This window comes from Granulicella sp. 5B5, from assembly GCF_014083945.1.
Taxonomy (GTDB): domain Bacteria; phylum Acidobacteriota; class Terriglobia; order Terriglobales; family Acidobacteriaceae; genus Granulicella.
Window position 1 is genome coordinate 3,800,937 of record NZ_CP046444.1, and the last position, 16,191, is coordinate 3,817,127.

A 16,191-nucleotide genomic window follows, 5' to 3' on the forward strand; every position below is an offset into this window, starting at 1 on the left:
TGGCTAGTTTCATTGCAGGCAGACCAAATTCAAAACGATTGAGCTGGTGGATGATGGCGGTCATCGGATGTGTATGGCTTTGCCCGGTCCAGCGCTCGCAAGCACAAGATGTGCCACTCATCTCCGGTGGCTATGGCTTCTTCACAACCACGAACGCGGGTCAAACCTCATATCTACCCATTGCAGAGCCGCTGCTGGCCGCTCCGATCGGCAAACATCTCTTGGTGGAGTCACGTGCTGGCATCGCCGAAGCTGTTTTCCCGAACGGAACGAGAGGATACGACCACACCTTCAACGCCATACTTACCTACCTCCAGGCGGACTACATTGTTTCTCCACATCTGACCGTGGTTGGTGGGAGCTTCCTGATTCCGTTCAATACTTATAACGAACGGCTCTCACCGATCTGGATCGGCAACTTCCAGGACGCGCCCTTGGTCACAAGTCTTGGCTTGATGGGAACGGCAGCGGGTCTCGGCGGTCAGGTCCGTGGATCAGCGGTCTCCCGCGGCAAGTACTCCATTGATTACGTTGGATACTTCTCGGCCCGCAGCAAGCCCACGCAGTTTGCGGCGGAGCGCTCCGCTGGCGGCCGCTTAAGCATCTACTTTCCCGCGCAACGTCTTGAGGTTGGAACTTCCTATGGACGACTGCTACAGGGAACGCAAGAGAACTTCTACGGATCGCACCTCTGGTGGGAGCCGAAGAGCACGGCCTTTCGCTTTCGTTCAGAGTATGCGCGTGGCCACCATGCTCAAGGTTACTGGTTTGAAGCGGACTATCGCACACAGGCTTTTGGCGGTTTGGATAGCTGGGTTGGGCGCATTGAGCCTCTCTTTCGCATGCAGCAGACGTTTCGCCGCGACGCGATCGTAAGCGATGGTCTGCCACTGGTGAACGTGCAGCGTGCGGACTTCGGACTCGACTATAACCTGCCGCACAACACCAGAATCCTCACAAGCTACTCACGTCAGTTCTCTGCCAATGGCAATGCCAACATCTGGGAAACGGGCATCGTCTATCGGTTCCTTACGCCGGCATGGAAGGGGAAATAACGATGTCTCTCAAGAAAAATCTGTTGCGCATTGCGCCGATGCTGCTGGTGCTCACGCTGTCCTTGATGGCAGCCCATGGTTTATCTCAGACAGTGATACAGTCGGCAGCATCCACGCCAACTGGAGCGAAAGCGCCGAAGCACGCGACTGTACATGCTCAGGAAGATGAGGGCGCCCGTGTCTTCACGCAGAATTGCGCGCGCTGCCACAATGCCCCAGACGGTTTCTCGCCGAGAATCTCTAGTACTGTAGTCCGTCACATGCGCATTCGTGCCTCGTTGAGCAAGCATGAAGAAGAAGAGTTACTGCGCTTCTTCAATCCGTAGCACGCGCATCTGAAGTAAGCCCCATCAAACACCTGCATCCGCTCGGACGATGCTATCCATGACACACAACAAACGACTGCCGTCACATTGCTGTTGAATCTCGTGAAGTGCAGGACCCTGAATCGATTGGAGATACCATGAAGAAATTACTGCAGTTGACGGCATTCGGTGCTGTTATTGTTCTTGGCATTGCTTTCACGCAGGTCGCGAAATCGCAAACCGAGCCGAGACGTATCGAGGTCACAGCGAAACGTTTCTCCTTTGAGCCGGCGGATATCACCGTCAAGAAGGGACAGCCTGTGACTATTGTTTTGCATAATATTGACACGGCGCACGGTCTTCGCTTTCGCGAACTGAACATAGATCTTCGCGCGCCTGCAAAGGGCACCGGTCAGGTCATGTTCACTCCTGAGAAAATTGGTGATTTCGTCGGCCATTGCTCGGTGTTCTGCGGCTCCGGCCACGGCTCGATGGAGCTGACGTTGCACGTGGTGGAGTAGACATGCGTCGTACGTTCGCTCTTTCACTTACGGCAGGAATTGCACTGGGATTGGCCGGTTGTAGGGCCAATCCCCCCAGCAACTTCGAAACGAAGACCGTGGTCTTTGCGAAGCATCATATTTTTATCGGCAATAAGCGTGAACACAATCCACTGATGGACAACACGCAAACACGCACTGATGGTAAAGAAGCATTCTCCCATTACTGCGTTGCATGCCATGGAATGGACGGCCAGAACACTGGAGTTCCGTTCATTGACCACATCTCGCCGCCAATCCCCTCGCTCGCATCGCCCGAGGTTCAAAGTTACACCGACGGCCAACTAAAGTGGATTCTTGATAACGGCATCTGGCCCTCCGGCATGCCAGGCTCAAAGGGAACGTTGAGCGACGACGAACTGTGGTCCATCGTCGTCTATCTGCGGCATCTGCCACCCATTGGTAGTCAGGGCACGCCTGATATGTACACGCACTGACTAGTTGAGCTTCGACATGAGGAATGGGATGATGATCGTATCTCAATCGGACGCGCACCAGGACGACAGGGTCACGGCAAGCCTTCCGCTCGTGGTGGGTTTCTTCTTCGCATTCCGCCTGCTCATCGTGCTGCTGTCGGTTCGGCTTTTCGGCGCCGATCCGCAGGTTGGTGTCGTAGCCAGTTTCACTATCAACATAGGGCTTCTCTTGCTGGTGCTTCTGCTCTCGTCGGATCGCCCCATGGTGCGCATTGGCGAACTGGCTCGCCTCGTGAGTGTCCGCTGGGCGCTTGCATTTCTGCTCTTTTCTGCGTGCAGCCTGCTCTGGACAGTTGCGGAGTCCAAGGCCGCGGCGATAGGTTATTGGACTGCGATGGCGTCGGATGTCGCGATAGTCTTCCTCTTGCTTCGCCGTGATCGCACTCCATGCGTCGTCAACTCCTTATTGAAAGGATTCGTCTACGGTGCCTGTATCGTCGCTGTGATTGCATGGCTGATGCCGACACAATCGGATCTGCGCCTCGGGGATGAAGAACTCCTCGGGCCCAATCAGATCGGCTATCTCTGTGCCTTCGCTTTCTTCATGGCGCAATATTTGCAACGTCGCAAACAGGGCAGCTGGTACATGGCATCGCTGTTGCTCGCGGTCACATTGCTTCGCACATTCAGCAAGACGACGATTGCGGCGCTTCTGGCGGCAGGCGTTGTTCTCTTACTCAAAGATAAGGCTATGAGCCGGCGAACGAAGATTTGGATCATTGTGATCACCCTTGTCGTGATCGCAGCGTTCTCCACCATCATTCTTTCTTATGCGTCTGTGTACGCAAGCGAGGGCAACCAATCAGAGACCTTAAGCGGACGCTTCAGCATATGGGCGATCATCTTCGTCGAGGCAATCCAGCAACCCTGGATCGGACACGGCTTTCATTCGGTATGGCAGGTCATTCCCCCGATCGGCCCCGATAAGTTTGAGGCTCGCCATGCACATAACGAATTGCTGCAACAGTTTTACGCGTATGGTGCAGCGGGCATCGTTCTCCTGACGGGGGTCTATGGCAGCTTCTATCGACAAGTCAGGAAATTGCCTCCGGGATCAATGAGGGTTTTCTTTTGTTCTCTATTGCTTTTTGTGATCGTTCGCGGGCTTGCTGATACGGAGGCCTTCGATTTGTCTCTGCCGCTCTGGGCCATTATTCTCTTCAGCGCGTCCATCGAAGGAATGATACAAGACCGGGCACAGTATCGAATCCGAGGGCTAATAGCGCATCCTCGAGCCGATACAATGGGAGCATCATCGATCGTTATGGGATCTTAAGTCTTAGGTTGACTTTCGACCGATGCGGAATGTCATTGCATTGTAACTTTTGCTCCATTTCCGGTGTCGTTAGAGAGGTGGGAGGCATAAATCAAGGAAAATATATGTATGGAGTTATTTCAATGGTGAACGATGAAGAGCTTATAGAAGAGTTTGGACGCGACACCACGCACCTGCCGAATCTCGGTACGATCCTGATCGTTGAGGACGATCCTCGCATGCAGAAGGTGCTGTATCGGATCTTCTCAGAGGAGCAGTACTCCGTTCTCGTTGCAGGCGACGGCCAAACGGCCCTTGAGATGTTTCGTCAGGCGCATCCGCTGGCGGTTGTGCTGGATCTGATTCTGCCGCATATCTCTGGCCGTGAGTTGTGCAACATGTTCAAGCAGGTCGCGCCGGAGACGCCTATCGTTATCCTGAGCGCGATCACCGACGTCACAGACAAGGTCCTGCTGCTGGAGTTGGGTGCGGATGACTATGTCACGAAGCCGTTCAGCCCACGCGAGTTGATGGCCCGCGTGCAGGCCGCAGTTCGCCGTCGCAACAAGCCCGCCCAGGCGACGGTCTACCACTTCGCCAATTGCGAGATCGACTTCAAGAAAATGACGGTATTGCGTGACGGCAAATCCGTGGTGCTCACTGCTCACGAATTCAAGCTGCTAAAGTTCTTCACGGAAAATGTGGAACGCGTGCTCACACGCGAAGTTCTATTAAATGAGGTCTGGGGCTACAATTTCTTCCCAACGACCCGTACGGTCGATAACCAGATATTGAAGCTCCGGCAGAAGCTCGAGCCCGATCCTGCAAACCCTCGTCATCTCCTAACAATTTATGGAGCGGGATACAAGTTTGTACCGTAAGAACCATATCGAGTTGCAATCAACAGATGAGGCAGCCGCAGGGGCCAACTCGTTGCGCTACGAGCCGGGCATACGGACTCATATACTCCTGGTGGTCGCCATGGCAGCCGTAATCGCGATTATCACCAGCCTGAGTCTGCTTCTGATCCGTCAGGGCCTGCAGGCGCAAATCACGGAGAACCTCACGCAAGACTTGAGTCATTCGGTGCGTTCTTTCCAGGATTTGCAAAATGAGCGGCTGAACGATCTGCGGAGAGAGAACGCACTTCTCGCAGAGCTGCCAACGCTGAAGGCCCTCATGACGAGTGGCGATGAGGCTACGATTCGCAACGGTGCCACCGAGTTCTGGCATTTAAGCGGTGCCGATCTTTTTGTTCTGACGAATGCGGAAGGTCAGGTCCTCACGGCATACACGAAGGACGGCTCATCCGTATCCAACCTGCAGGGTGATTTAGATACATTACTTGCATCCCCCGGCAAGCATTACCTTATCCACGGCAACTCGCTTTATGCCTGCGCTATCCGGCCCCTGTTCTTCGGTGCTGACGAGTCCGGCACCATACTCGGCTATGTGATCAGCGGCTCGGCGATCAATCGTTCCGTAGAGGAGATCAGCCGGCCGACCGGCGTGGATGTCCTTTTTCTCAGCGGTGACCGCGTTGTGGCTGGCTCGCTTGCAAGGCTGTCAGGAAAGGATGCGGCCGCGCGGAAGCAATGGGTGAACCAGCAAGAAGGTGCATCGACCATCGTGAAGGTGGGCAACGCTCGATATCTATCGACCGCGGAAGACTTCTCCTCGGTGGCGACCGCTCCGCTCCGCCTCATTGTCCTGAAGTCTCTGGCACCGGCGGAGCAATGGATCAGCCGGATCAATCGGATGATTCTCGCTGTCGGGGCGGTCGCTCTGTGTGCCGGGACGATACTGATGATATTTCTGTCCAGGTCCGTGACAAGACCGCTCGAAGAGCTCTCTCGCAGCGTGCTTGCCTTCGGAACGGGAGATGATACACGGGGTATTCCCAGCTCCGGAACGCAGGAAATTCGCCATCTTGCCGTGGCGTTTGCCGGCATGCGGGTGGAAATCCAGCAGGCCCATGCCGCGTTACTCGAGTCGGAGAGGCTGGCGACGATAGGGCGAATGGCCAACTCCGTCTCGCACGACCTGCGTCACTACCTCGCTACGGTGTACGCGAACGCCGAGTTTCTCGCTTCTGACAACCTACCTCCGGCTGAAAGGGCTGAAATATTCAATGACATTCGTACGGCGGTGAATGGCACCACTGACATGATCGAGTCATTGCTGATCTTCAGTCGGTCCGGGAATATGGTTCGCCGTGCGCCGGAGTTGCTGGCCACCCTGCTTGAGCGCTCTGTCGGCCTTATGCGTCGTCACCCCGATGCTGCTAACGTTACAATTCGCACCCAATACGGAGATCCCACCGATACGGCCGTTATGGTGGACGGCAAGCAGATAGAGCGGGCGATCTACAATCTTCTACTGAACGCTTGTCAGGCACCGCGGCCAAGCGGCGTTCCGGCCACAGTGCTCATCACATTGGAGTCCGATGCAGGGATGATGATAGTCCGCGTCATCGACAATGGTATCGGCATCCCAGCCTCCATCAGGAATAATCTCTTCGAGCCCTTTGTGAGTGAAGGCAAGCAGAAGGGAACAGGACTAGGGCTTACTCTTGTTCAGCGGGTGGCGCTCGATCACGGCGGCGACATACGCGTGAGGAGCAGTATCGAAGGCGAGACAATCTTCGAGATGCTGATTGCTCAGAATGTGAACGCAGCGCGGGAAACGAATGCAGTCGTCGCAGCTGATCAGCTCGTGCTGAAAGGAGAGGACCGTGTTCAGGCCTAAACAGGCGAATCTTCTTCCTCGGATATCCATACGGATTGATATATGCGTCCTTTGCGCACTCAGTCTGCTGGCTCTGCCTTCTGTCATCGCGCAGACACCCGATCAGCCGAGCATCTCGCAACAGGTCGACAATCTCAAGCAGGCGATAGGAAGAACACAGGGGCAATTGGAGGAGTCGCAGCGCCAACTCGACGAGCTGCGACGTCAGCTTGCGGCCCTCGAACAACGCCTGAAGAGCTCGACCTCGAGTCCGCCGCCCGCCAACAATCCGAACGTAAGCTCTTCCTCCGTGCAGGAGCAAGCTAAGGTGGCCTCTGCCATCAGTGATATTCAGGAGCAGCAGTCGCTCCAGGAAGCTCAGATAGCCACGCATGAGCAGACCAAGGTGGAGAGTGAATCGAAATATCCTGTGAAGGTGACAGGACTCATCCTCTTCAATAGCTTCGTCAACACCGGAGCAGTCGACATTCCCTCAACGCCAACAATCGCGATTGCAGGAAGCGGTAGTACGGGGGCAAGTGTTCGACAGACGGTGCTTGGGCTCGACGCGATGGGTCCCCATCTCTTCGGTGCGCGTAGCAGTGCAGATCTACGGATCGACTTCGAGGGTGCGACGCCGTCCTACTCCGTTGCAGGATATTCAGGTCCGTATGCGTCAACGGGCCTCCTGCGTCTGCGCACCGCGCATGCCGCTCTCACCTGGGATACGACGGAGGCCTACTTCTCTCTGGATCGGCCGATCATCAGCCCGGATGCACCGACATCTCTCACCGCCGTTGCGGAGCCTGCGCTTGCCTGGTCCGGAGATCTCTGGACATGGAACCCTCAACTCGGCATCACTCAGAACGTTCATCTTGGACAGAAAAGTACACTTCGTCTTCAGGCCGCACTTATCGACACGGGCGACGCTCCGCAGACACCGGTGGTAACGACTACCGCTACAGGGGTCGTCTCTCCCACCGCAGCGGAGCAGAGCCGTTGGCCGGGTATCGAAGCGCGCTTCGCGCTCTACGGCTCTGGCGACTCTGAGGAAGCGGACCACATCGGAGTGGGAGGTTATTTCTCAAAGCACGATACAACTTCCTATAACTTCGATGCTTGGGCAGCAACGCTTGACGCGCGCTTCCATCTGGCGAAAGGGTTTCAGCTCAGTGGCAATGCCTACCGGGGCGCGGCTCTGGGTGGTCTCGGCGCTGGCGGGTATAAAGACTATGTAACGGCGGAGAGCGGCTCCTCCGGCGAGTATTATTCTCAAGCTCTCGACGACGTGGGTGGCTGGGTCCAGGTGAAGAAAATCTTCACTCCGCGTTGGGAGGCAAACGCCGCATACGGTATCGACAATGTCTTTTCTCAGGAACTGCGTCGCTATATGACTGCTGGCACAGGTCCGTACCAAAACCTCGCTCGAAATTCGACCTACACAGGGAATGTCATCTTCCGTCCGAGCGCGTATCTACTCTTCTCCGTCGAATATAGACATATAGATAGTGCTCCCATCGTGGGCGCGCCCGCAATCAGCGATATCATCGGCCTTGCTGCGGGATATAAGTTTTGATAGATACAAAGCTAACTCGGATCTTATTGGTACCCCTCCTGCTATCGGGTTGCACCCTCGGTCTCTCTCAGGAGAGACAGGAGGCAAAGCCTCTCGGGGAGGTAAGGCTGCAACTCGTCTCATCCCTTCCGGGCAAGCCACATCCCGTTCCCGCGGTGGCATGGTTGTCTCCGCTTCCCGGCACACCAGTCATGCCCTTTCCGTCGCAGGGCCATTACACACTTCTGCAGAAGAATCGTAAGTTCACGCCACATCTTCTCGTGATTCCCGTTGGCGCTGCGGTGCAGTTTCCGAACGAAGACCCTTTCTTTCACAATGTTTTTTCTCTATTCGATGGCAAGAGGTTCGACCTCGGTTTATATGAAGCCGGCTCGAGTAAGTCTGTTACCTTTTCGAAAGAAGGGTCTTCCTACATCTTCTGCAACATTCATCCAGAGATGAGCGCTGTTATCGTGGCCCTCTCCTCGCCACTGTACGCGATAGGCGGGCCCGATAATTCTTTCGTGATTCAGAACACCCCAGCGGGCAACTACGAATTGCACCTTTGGATCGAAGGGGTATCGGATTCGACGCTTGCCCATCTGGTTCGGCGCGTGCATGTGGGATCTGGGTTAACGAATCTCGGCGTTCTGAAAGCACCCATCCCTGCTCGCCATCCGCGGAGCCATACAAATATGTTCGATAAAAGCTATGAAGACGAAGCCCATCCCATCTACTAGATGCCAGGCAAATGGATGGAATAGGTCTTGGATCGGCCCTTTCAAAGAGAACCGCGTGCCACTGCCGCGTCAAAGGATCACGAGATCAATCTCATTACCCGATACATCATCCGTTCACACGATACCCCTACAGTTCACCTCGGAGGGAAATCATGGCTATCAGCACCGCTGAACTGGATCGTCTGCAGACTGAATACAAAACTGCCGTCGACGTCTGGCGTGCCGCCATCCGTCACGAAGAGGATCTCGCCTCCGGTATCCACTCGGAAGCCGCCATCGACACCTGGCAGGCCGCCCACTTCTCCGAAGAAGAAGCCCGCAACCAGGCCAAGACCGCCAAAACCGCCTACCAGGCCGCCCTGCGCGAAGAGTTCTTCAACTTCTAGCCGCTCATTTAAGAGTCAGGCCCTGTTGTTGGGTATCCACCCCTAACTCCAATCGGCTCCGGATCTTACCCCAAAAACCAGGGGGAGGGTCCGGCTGCATCGGCGTCCACCTCACCAGCATCTACACTAGGAAGAGCCACAAACTGCGGCTCTTCAAGGACTGGATGCAAGACATCGACTCAAATTTGCAGGCGCAACTCGACGCCATCACCACCAGCACCCGCGGCCTTGTGCAGCCCGAGCGCCTCGCCATCACCGACATCGCTGTCCAGGAACTTCTCGCCTCCGGCGTCGAGTCCCGGGTTCTCCCCGTTGGTGCCCAGGCCCCCAGCTTCAACCTGCAGGACGCCCTCACTGGCAAGCGTGTCCACTCCGCCGACCTGCTCGCCCTCGGCCCACTAGTGGTCAAGTTCTTCCGTGGCCGCTGGTGCCCTTACTGCATGACTGAGCTCGAAGCCTGGCAAAGGCTCTACCTCGTTCTCCGCGAGCGCGGCGCCCTGCTGGTAGCAATCAGCCCCCAAATGCAGCGCCAGAATGACTTCACCGTCCAGCAGCACGAGCTGGCCTTCCCCGTTCTCTCTGACCCCGGTGCCCACACGGCCGCCGCCTTCGGCGCCGCATACAGTGTTCCGGACAAGATGCGCGCCCACTACCGCAGCATCCTCATCAACATCCCTTTTATCCATGGCGACCAGGGAGAGCACACCTGGCGTCTCCCCGTTCCGGCAACTTTCGTGCTCTCCAGCGACGGCAAGGTCATCTTCTCCGAAGCTCATGCGGACCATCGTGTCCGGCCCGAGCCGCAGGATGTTTTAAACGCACTGTAGCCCATCAAGGAAGCCACCTGCAAACGGCATCTGCCTTCCGGTCGTCACATGGTTGCCATAGAGGATCATTGTCACGAACTACGCGGGTGCTGCAACGGTTTATTCGTTCGACTTGACCTTGGTCAAGGGATGGATGGCGGGTGGGTGTGGGGGGGAGCCTCCCCCCGGGTACTTTTTGATCTAAAGTCTTCGAAAGAGGCCGGTTGGGGGTGGACTTGTGGAGGTCTGATCCCCGGTACGGAGACGGGTGGAGATGGCTGTGTATTCGAGCCGCTACTTCTATTGTAGTGAGTGGGTGGGGGTAAATGTGTATTTGATTTGGGTGTGAATCGCCTGTGTTGATGCGGGTTTTGGTGTGTTGGGATGAGATTGGGGGGTTGACAGCAGTGGGATGGCGCGGCGTTTTATGGCATGAATAGGGCACCCGGCAATTTCTATGTCCCTGATGGAGGGAGACGCCTTCCGTGGCGGACTCGAAGTATCCTGACGAGATGCTCCGTCTCTTCGAGTTCGTACAAGACGCGATAGAAATGCGGCTTATTGCCGAGATGAGCTGTCGGATGGCGCCGTCTTCGTGGCTCATTATGCCGAGCCGGGGTGGTTTCAAGCTTCAGGATGAAGTCTTTCAGGCCGTTGAATCAACGTGCTGCGGCTTGAGATTCCACTGCGTTGATTGTTTCAAAGAGATCGGTGAGGTCGCCGAGAGCTCGCCGCGAGAACTCAACGTGGAATGCCATACTTTTGTCGCATCTCTTCGAATACCTCGCGAGCCGGATAGACGCGGCCTGCGGCGATATCTTCGCGCGCCTGCCGGATGCCTTCCTGCTCATCAGCTTCGGCGGCGAGATCGAGTTGACGCTGGTACTCTTCCGCGAGCTGGATGACGTTCATGGCTTCGAGCAAAGCCTGGGCAGGTTCTTTGCCGTCGGCGGCGAACTGGGCAGCGAGGGTGTTCGGAATGTCGATGGTCACCTACATGGGGGAAGGATAGCGTTTGGGGCGCGGCTGAGGAAGGCAATTCAGTCGCTGCGGCTCGCGGCGCCTTCGCTCCGGCCTGCGGCAGCGAGGAGGTGCGCCGGGGCGCGGGTTTTATGGCATGGCTGAAGCCATGCCCCTTCGAGGGTGTGTGGGGATGAGGTGTGGGAGTTTGGCGTCCTGCGAACCCACGTCTCAGAAGCGAGACGTACGGACACAAGATAATGGGACTTCAGATGTGGGCCCACCGCTGACCCTGATCTCTATTCCAGTGCGAGTTCTTCCTGAGTTGCATCTTTGGGTTGAGTATGGAGTTCAGCCAAACGCATCATAAGGAGCCTAGTCAATTCAGCTAGTTGGGGCTCGATAGGGTTCGAACGGTCAATGGTGCCCCCCCCACCCGCGTTGTCTCGTCGAACATACCCTGAGGAACATTGGTAAACCACACGGGGATAACACTATTCTCACCGAACCGCTTTCGGAACTGTTCTGATTCGAATTTGGTCCAAATTCGCTTTGGATATTCGGCTCCGAGGATAGCGATTACGAACTCAGCCTCGCTTCGGTAGATTGGCGCTAAATAGTCTTCGACATTCGCCGCAAGAATCCTATGCTGCTCATTCCTGTCATAGAAAACGTTGACTTGAGCTTCAGTGAGAAAATCGTTCAGCGCCTCAGCCACATCTCGGTCGGCTCCGGCAAATGAAAGTGCGAAGTCATAACGTGACTCGAAAGTGGTTGCTAAGTAGCCCACTTGACGGGCGAACTTATTCCAGATCAGATTCTTCAAGTAATAAATCAGCTTCGGGTCTTCTATGCTTAGAGTTCTAGTCTCTGGCGCATAGTGAAAGGCATCTGCGAGTTCAGGTGTCGCTGCCATGAAGGTATCAATGAATTTCTTGTCGACGACTTGACCCACGCTGCCTCTTTGCTCGGGATGTTGAGAAAGAGTCTGATCAAGCTGGATGGACCATTCTTCGCTCTCAGACAACCAGCGAAGCATGTGTAGGTACGGCGCGCGTCCCTCGCGTCGAAGTTTCGGACCAGTCGCGAAATGCCGTGCTGGTTCAAAAAACACTCGGCCCAACTCAGACAGAACTTTTTCTCGCACAACTTCTAGGCTGACCTTGACTTCGGTCGATTCTTCTTTGGCCTCGAGTATCGGCGCGCTGAGACATGTTTCTCTGCATAGCAGTTGCGCGATGTGAAAGCTTCCGTGCGCATCGCCGATGATTTCTTTACGGGTGTTCAAAGTGATGTTAAGGGCCTTTTCCCCAAGCGCAATCAGTTTGTCAATGCGTTCTTCCGAATTCGTCTCCAAACTGATCGTGTCGAGACGGTTATTTAGATCGGCGGCAAACTTTACAAGGGAGTCGCCAGCCTTGTTGATGCCGACCAAAATGAGCTTGCTGTCCGTACGCTCTTCATCGGCGAGCGCTTTCATGTGGTCCGCAATTAATTGCTTTGAGGGTGCATCTAGCCGATGAAAATCATCGATGAGCACTGGACCTATGCCCGTCATCGCAGGAAGTTCACTGATGAGTCTGCGGTCCTCCTCTTTTCGAGCGCTGAGGATAAGGGTCTTGTCCTCAAGTCCGAGCTCCCGAAGAGCCGTCAGCACACCGGTGGTCTTCCCGATTCCTGACGGGCCTTCGACGACAAGGCCACGCCCGGGCGTCCGCAGCCCAACAATCATTCGTTCGTATTCCTGAGGGCGAACGAATGTGTACGTTGGAATTCCAGAGGTTTTGAAGACTTCTTCAAGCAGCGGTAGCATTCGCGTTCCTCCAGGTTCTCGTTTAACTCTGCGGGCGCGTCTACCGTCCAAACCTTTGGCCGCCGCCCATTTGGGACATGAGGCGTTGTTGCATTTTGCTGCCGCCGCTGCCCATGGTCTTGAACATCTTGGACATCTGGGCGTGTTGCTTGAGGAGGTTGTTGACCTCTGAGACTTGTACCCCTGCGCCGGCCGCGATGCGTTTGCGGCGGCTGCCGTTGATGATGGCGGAGTTGAGGCGCTCCTTCATCGTCATGGAGCTGATGATGGCTTCGGTGCGGGAGAAGGCCTTGTCGTCGATGGAGTTGGCGGCCTGGGCCATGCCGGCGAAGGGGCCGACCGAGGGCAGCATCTTCATGATGGATTGCATGCTGCCGAGCTTCTTGATCTGTCTGAGCTGCTCGCGGAAGTCTTCGAGGGAGAAGCCGTCGCCGGAGAGGGCCTTGCGGGCGAAGTCGGTGGCCTTGGACTTGTCGAGCTTTTCTTCGGCGCGTTCTAAAAGCGTTGCAATATCACCCATCCCCAAAATGCGGGAGACGATGCGGTCGGGGTGGAAGGGTTCGAAGGCGTCGGGCTTTTCGCCTGTGCCGAGGAACTTGATGGGCTGGCCGGTGATCTGGCGGATGGAGAGGGCTGCGCCGCCGCGGGCGTCGCCGTCCATTTTGGTGAGGATGGAGCCGGTGATGGCGAGCTTGTCGTTGAAGGCCTTGGCGGAGTTGACGGCGTCCTGGCCGGTCATGGCGTCGGCGACGAAGAGGATCTCGGTAGGGTTGAGCTCTTTTTTGAGCTGGGCCATCTCGTCCATAAGCGCTTCATCAATTCCCAAACGCCCAGCAGTGTCGACGATGAGGACGTTGTGGGCGTAGTCGCGGGCTTCGCGGAAGGCGGCCTTGGCGAGGCGGAGGACGGCGGCGGTGTTGTTGTCAGTGGCTGGGTCGTACTTGCCCTCGTAGATTTTGGTGCCGGTGGCTTCGGCGACGACGCGGAGCTGCTCGCGCGCGGCGGGGCGGTAGACATCTACGGAGACGAGCATGGGGCGGTGGCCGCCCTTTTTGAGCCATGCGGCAAGCTTGCCGGAGGTGGTGGTTTTACCGGAGCCCTGCAGGCCCGCCATGAGAATGACGGTGGGGGGCTGGGAGGCGAACTTGAACTTGGCGGTGTCGGTGCCGAGGGTGGCGATGAGCTCGTCGCGGACGATTTTGACGATCTGTTCGGCGGGCGAGAGGGCGGTGGCGACCTGGCTGCCGAGCGCCTTGGCGCGGATGTTGTCGATGAGGGCTTTGGTGACTTCGAGGTTGACGTCGGAGTCGAGCAGCGCCATGCGGATGTCGCGGAGGGCGTCGTTGATGTTGTCGTCGGTGAGGGTGCCCTGGCCGCGCAGGGTCTTGAAGGAGCGTTGCAGCTTTTCGGAGAGGGTTTCAAACATGGCTCTACTAGTTTAGCAGCGCGAAGGAGAGGCGAAGGCTTCCCGCAATGTGCGCGAAGTTAGCGAAGTTTCGCCACGGCGGTGGTGGCTAGGGAGGTACCGGGGGTGGTGTTGAGCGTTGTGGAAGGGAAGAATGGAGGGTGATGGAGCTGGCGACGAACAATGCGGGGTTGCTGCGGGAGTATGTGACGCATTTGAGGGTGGAGCGCGGGCTTGCGCCGCTTACGCTAGCGTCGTATGGGAAGGACCTGGAGCAGTTTGCGGAGTTTCTGGAGGGGCGCGACGGGACGCTGATGGCGGCGGAGCAGGAAGATGTCGCGGCGTGGATGCGGGACAAGCGCGAGAAGGGGGTGGAATCGCGGTCGATTGCGAGGAAGCTGAGTTGTCTACGGGGGTTCTATAAGTGGCTGTTGATGGACAAGCGCGTGAAGCGGGACCCGACGGTGAATATCGAGTCACCGGCGAGTTGGAAGGTGCTGCCGAAGTCGCTGAGCGAGAGCGAAGTCGGGGAGATGCTTTCGACGACGGGGTACAGGGCGAAGGCTGGTGATGCGAGTGCGGCTGCTCTGCGAGACCATGCGATGCTGGAGCTGCTGTATGCAGGCGGGCTGCGGGTGGGGGAGATCGTGAGTCTTCGCCAGGAGGACTTGAATCTGGAAGCCGGGCGGGTGCTGGTGCGTGGCAAAGGGGATAAAGAGCGCATCGTGCCGATTGGGCGGAGCGCGGTGCAGGCGCTTGAGGCCTATGCGCAGCGGGGGCGGTCGTCTTTGGTGAAGGGGAAGCTGCAGCGGGCGCTGTTTCTTAGCTCGCGTGGGAACCCGATGACGGCCGGGTCGGTTTGGCTGATGGTGAAGAGTGTGAATCGCAGTGCCAGCCCGCACAAGCTGCGGCACAGCATGGCGACGCATATGGTGGAGCATGGGGCGGATTTGCGCAGTGTGCAGACGATGCTGGGACATGCGGATATTGCTACGACGCAGGTGTATACGCATCTGGCGATTGACCGGCTGAAGACGGTGCATCGGTTGCATCATCCGCGGGCGAAGCGGCGGGTGGGGGTGGTGGTATGAGCGATCCTTCCGGGGCTAAAGCCCCTCAGTTTCAGCATGATTTGACGTACGGGCTGAAACCAGTACCCTTCAAAGAGTTGGCGGAGCGGTATCTTGCGGTGCTGCGCGATGAGCGGGGGCCGGTGAGCATACGCTGCGGGCGTATGGGCGTGAGGTGCGTGGGTTTGCGGAGTGGCTGGCGAAGGAGCTTGGTGAGGTAGACATCAAAGCCGTTGAACATACGCATATTCGTGCGTACATGGCGGTGCTGTATGACCGTGGGTTGACGAAGGCGAGTGTGGCTCGGGCGCTGGCGGCGGTGCGGAGCTGGTTCAAGTGGCTGGCGAAGGCGGGGATGGTGGAGAGCAATCCGGCGGCGCTGGTGAGTACACCGAAGCTGCCGAAGCATCTGCCTCGGGTGCCTAGTGTGGAAGAGCTTGCGAGGGTGTTGGATGGGATGGCGGCCACATCCCACTCATCCGCGATGAAGCTGCGTATGAATGGGGCACCCAACGATGAGGCGGGGGAGAGTGCGGCGTGGCCGGAGCGGGATCGGGTGATCTTTGAGTTGCTGTATGGGTGTGGGATTCGCAACTCGGAGCTGTGTGGGATGGATGTCGAGTCAATTCGTTGGAGCGACGATGCGGTCCGTGTGTTTGGCAAGGGGCGCAAGGAACGGCTGGTGCCGCTGGGCGATGCTGCAGCGGAGGCGGTACGGGCCTACCTGCCGAGGCGTGAGGCGAAGCTGGTCGCTGCGGGCAAGGGAAAGCTGGTGCATGATGGGCCGCTGTTGGTTAACGCAACAGCGCGTGGGGCCTGCCGATTGACGACGCGGAGTGTGGGGAGGATTGTGAAGGCGATTGCAATGGGGCGCGGTCTGGCGGCGGATGTGCATCCGCATACGCTGCGCCATGCATTTGGCACGCACATGCTGGAGGAGGGCGCGGACCTGCGCGCTATCCAGGAGATGCTAGGGCATGAGCGGTTGTCGACGACGCAGCGGTATACGCAGCTAACGGTGGGGCAGGTGCAGCGGGTGTATGACGAGACGCATCCACGGGCGCGGTAAGGCACGGTG

The 16,191-nt window shown here is 57.2% G+C and carries 16 protein-coding genes; 13 read left to right on the forward strand and 3 right to left on the reverse strand.

Annotation, left to right across the window (positions count from 1 at the left end; genetic code table 11):
• Positions 1-50: 50 nt before the first annotated feature.
• The 11 genes from GOB94_RS16055 (at position 51) to GOB94_RS16105 (ending at position 9,886) form a co-directional block, all read left to right on the forward strand.
• Entirely contained in the window at positions 51-1,055 is a 1,005-nt protein-coding gene (locus tag GOB94_RS16055) for a hypothetical protein (RefSeq protein WP_255484081.1), read from the forward strand.
• A 2-nt stretch (positions 1,056-1,057) separates the two neighbouring features.
• Entirely contained in the window at positions 1,058-1,381 is a 324-nt protein-coding gene (locus tag GOB94_RS16060) for a cytochrome c (RefSeq protein WP_182276840.1), read from the forward strand.
• Between the two features lie 137 nt (positions 1,382-1,518).
• Positions 1,519-1,881 (forward strand): cupredoxin domain-containing protein, encoded by a 363-nt coding sequence (locus GOB94_RS16065; protein ID WP_182276841.1) that lies wholly within the window; start codon positions 1,519-1,521, stop codon positions 1,879-1,881.
• 2 nt (positions 1,882-1,883) lie between these two features.
• Positions 1,884-2,357, forward strand: a complete 474-nt coding sequence (locus tag GOB94_RS16070; protein ID WP_182276842.1) for a c-type cytochrome — start codon at positions 1,884-1,886, stop codon at positions 2,355-2,357.
• 28 nt (positions 2,358-2,385) lie between these two features.
• Positions 2,386-3,672: an O-antigen ligase family protein gene (locus GOB94_RS16075; protein ID WP_182276843.1), complete on the forward strand. Its 1,287-nt coding sequence runs from the start codon at positions 2,386-2,388 to the stop codon at positions 3,670-3,672.
• Positions 3,673-3,794: 122 nt separating this feature from the next.
• Positions 3,795-4,532 carry a response regulator transcription factor gene (locus tag GOB94_RS16080; protein ID WP_182276844.1) on the forward strand — a complete coding sequence of 246 codons (738 nt, stop codon included), beginning with the start codon at positions 3,795-3,797 and terminating at the stop codon, positions 4,530-4,532.
• Positions 4,522-6,399, forward strand: coding sequence for an ATP-binding protein (locus GOB94_RS16085; RefSeq protein WP_182276845.1), 1,878 nt, complete (start codon positions 4,522-4,524; stop codon positions 6,397-6,399). The genes GOB94_RS16080 and GOB94_RS16085 overlap by 11 nt, the downstream gene beginning before the upstream one ends.
• On the forward strand, positions 6,386-7,954 hold the full coding sequence (locus GOB94_RS16090) for a hypothetical protein (protein WP_255484083.1): 1,569 nt from the start codon (positions 6,386-6,388) through the stop codon (positions 7,952-7,954). The genes GOB94_RS16085 and GOB94_RS16090 overlap by 14 nt, the downstream gene beginning before the upstream one ends.
• 164 nt (positions 7,955-8,118) lie before the next feature.
• Positions 8,119-8,673 carry a hypothetical protein gene (locus tag GOB94_RS16095; protein ID WP_182276846.1) on the forward strand — a complete coding sequence of 185 codons (555 nt, stop codon included), beginning with the start codon at positions 8,119-8,121 and terminating at the stop codon, positions 8,671-8,673.
• Between the two features lie 152 nt (positions 8,674-8,825).
• A complete protein-coding gene (locus tag GOB94_RS16100) occupies positions 8,826-9,059 on the forward strand; it encodes a hypothetical protein (protein WP_182276847.1) in 234 nt (77 codons plus the stop codon).
• 164 nt (positions 9,060-9,223) lie between these two features.
• Positions 9,224-9,886 (forward strand): peroxiredoxin-like family protein, encoded by a 663-nt coding sequence (locus tag GOB94_RS16105; protein WP_182276848.1) that lies wholly within the window; start codon positions 9,224-9,226, stop codon positions 9,884-9,886.
• A gap of 720 nt (positions 9,887-10,606) precedes the next feature.
• On the opposite strand, the gene GOB94_RS16115 is transcribed toward GOB94_RS16105, so the two are convergent.
• The 3 genes from GOB94_RS16115 to ffh form a co-directional block, all read right to left on the reverse strand.
• A complete protein-coding gene (locus tag GOB94_RS16115) occupies positions 10,607-10,858 on the reverse strand; it encodes a prevent-host-death protein (protein WP_182276849.1) in 252 nt (83 codons plus the stop codon).
• A 355-nt stretch (positions 10,859-11,213) separates the two neighbouring features.
• A complete protein-coding gene (locus GOB94_RS16120; protein WP_220464958.1) occupies positions 11,214-12,638 on the reverse strand; it encodes a TIR domain-containing protein in 1,425 nt (474 codons plus the stop codon).
• 40 nt (positions 12,639-12,678) lie between these two features.
• The gene (ffh, locus tag GOB94_RS16125) at positions 12,679-14,064 is read right to left on the reverse strand and encodes a signal recognition particle protein (protein ID WP_182276850.1); all 1,386 of its coding nucleotides are present in this window, start codon (positions 14,062-14,064) and stop codon (positions 12,679-12,681) included.
• Positions 14,065-14,207: 143 nt separating this feature from the next.
• Between ffh and GOB94_RS16130 the strand changes: the two genes are divergently transcribed.
• Together GOB94_RS16130 and GOB94_RS16135 are read left to right on the forward strand one after the other, a co-directional pair.
• Entirely contained in the window at positions 14,208-15,134 is a 927-nt protein-coding gene (locus GOB94_RS16130) for a site-specific tyrosine recombinase XerD (RefSeq protein WP_182276851.1), read from the forward strand.
• A 154-nt stretch (positions 15,135-15,288) separates the two neighbouring features.
• Positions 15,289-16,182: a tyrosine-type recombinase/integrase gene (locus tag GOB94_RS16135; protein ID WP_346265629.1), complete on the forward strand. Its 894-nt coding sequence runs from the start codon at positions 15,289-15,291 to the stop codon at positions 16,180-16,182.
• The last annotated feature ends 9 nt before the right edge of the window (positions 16,183-16,191 follow it).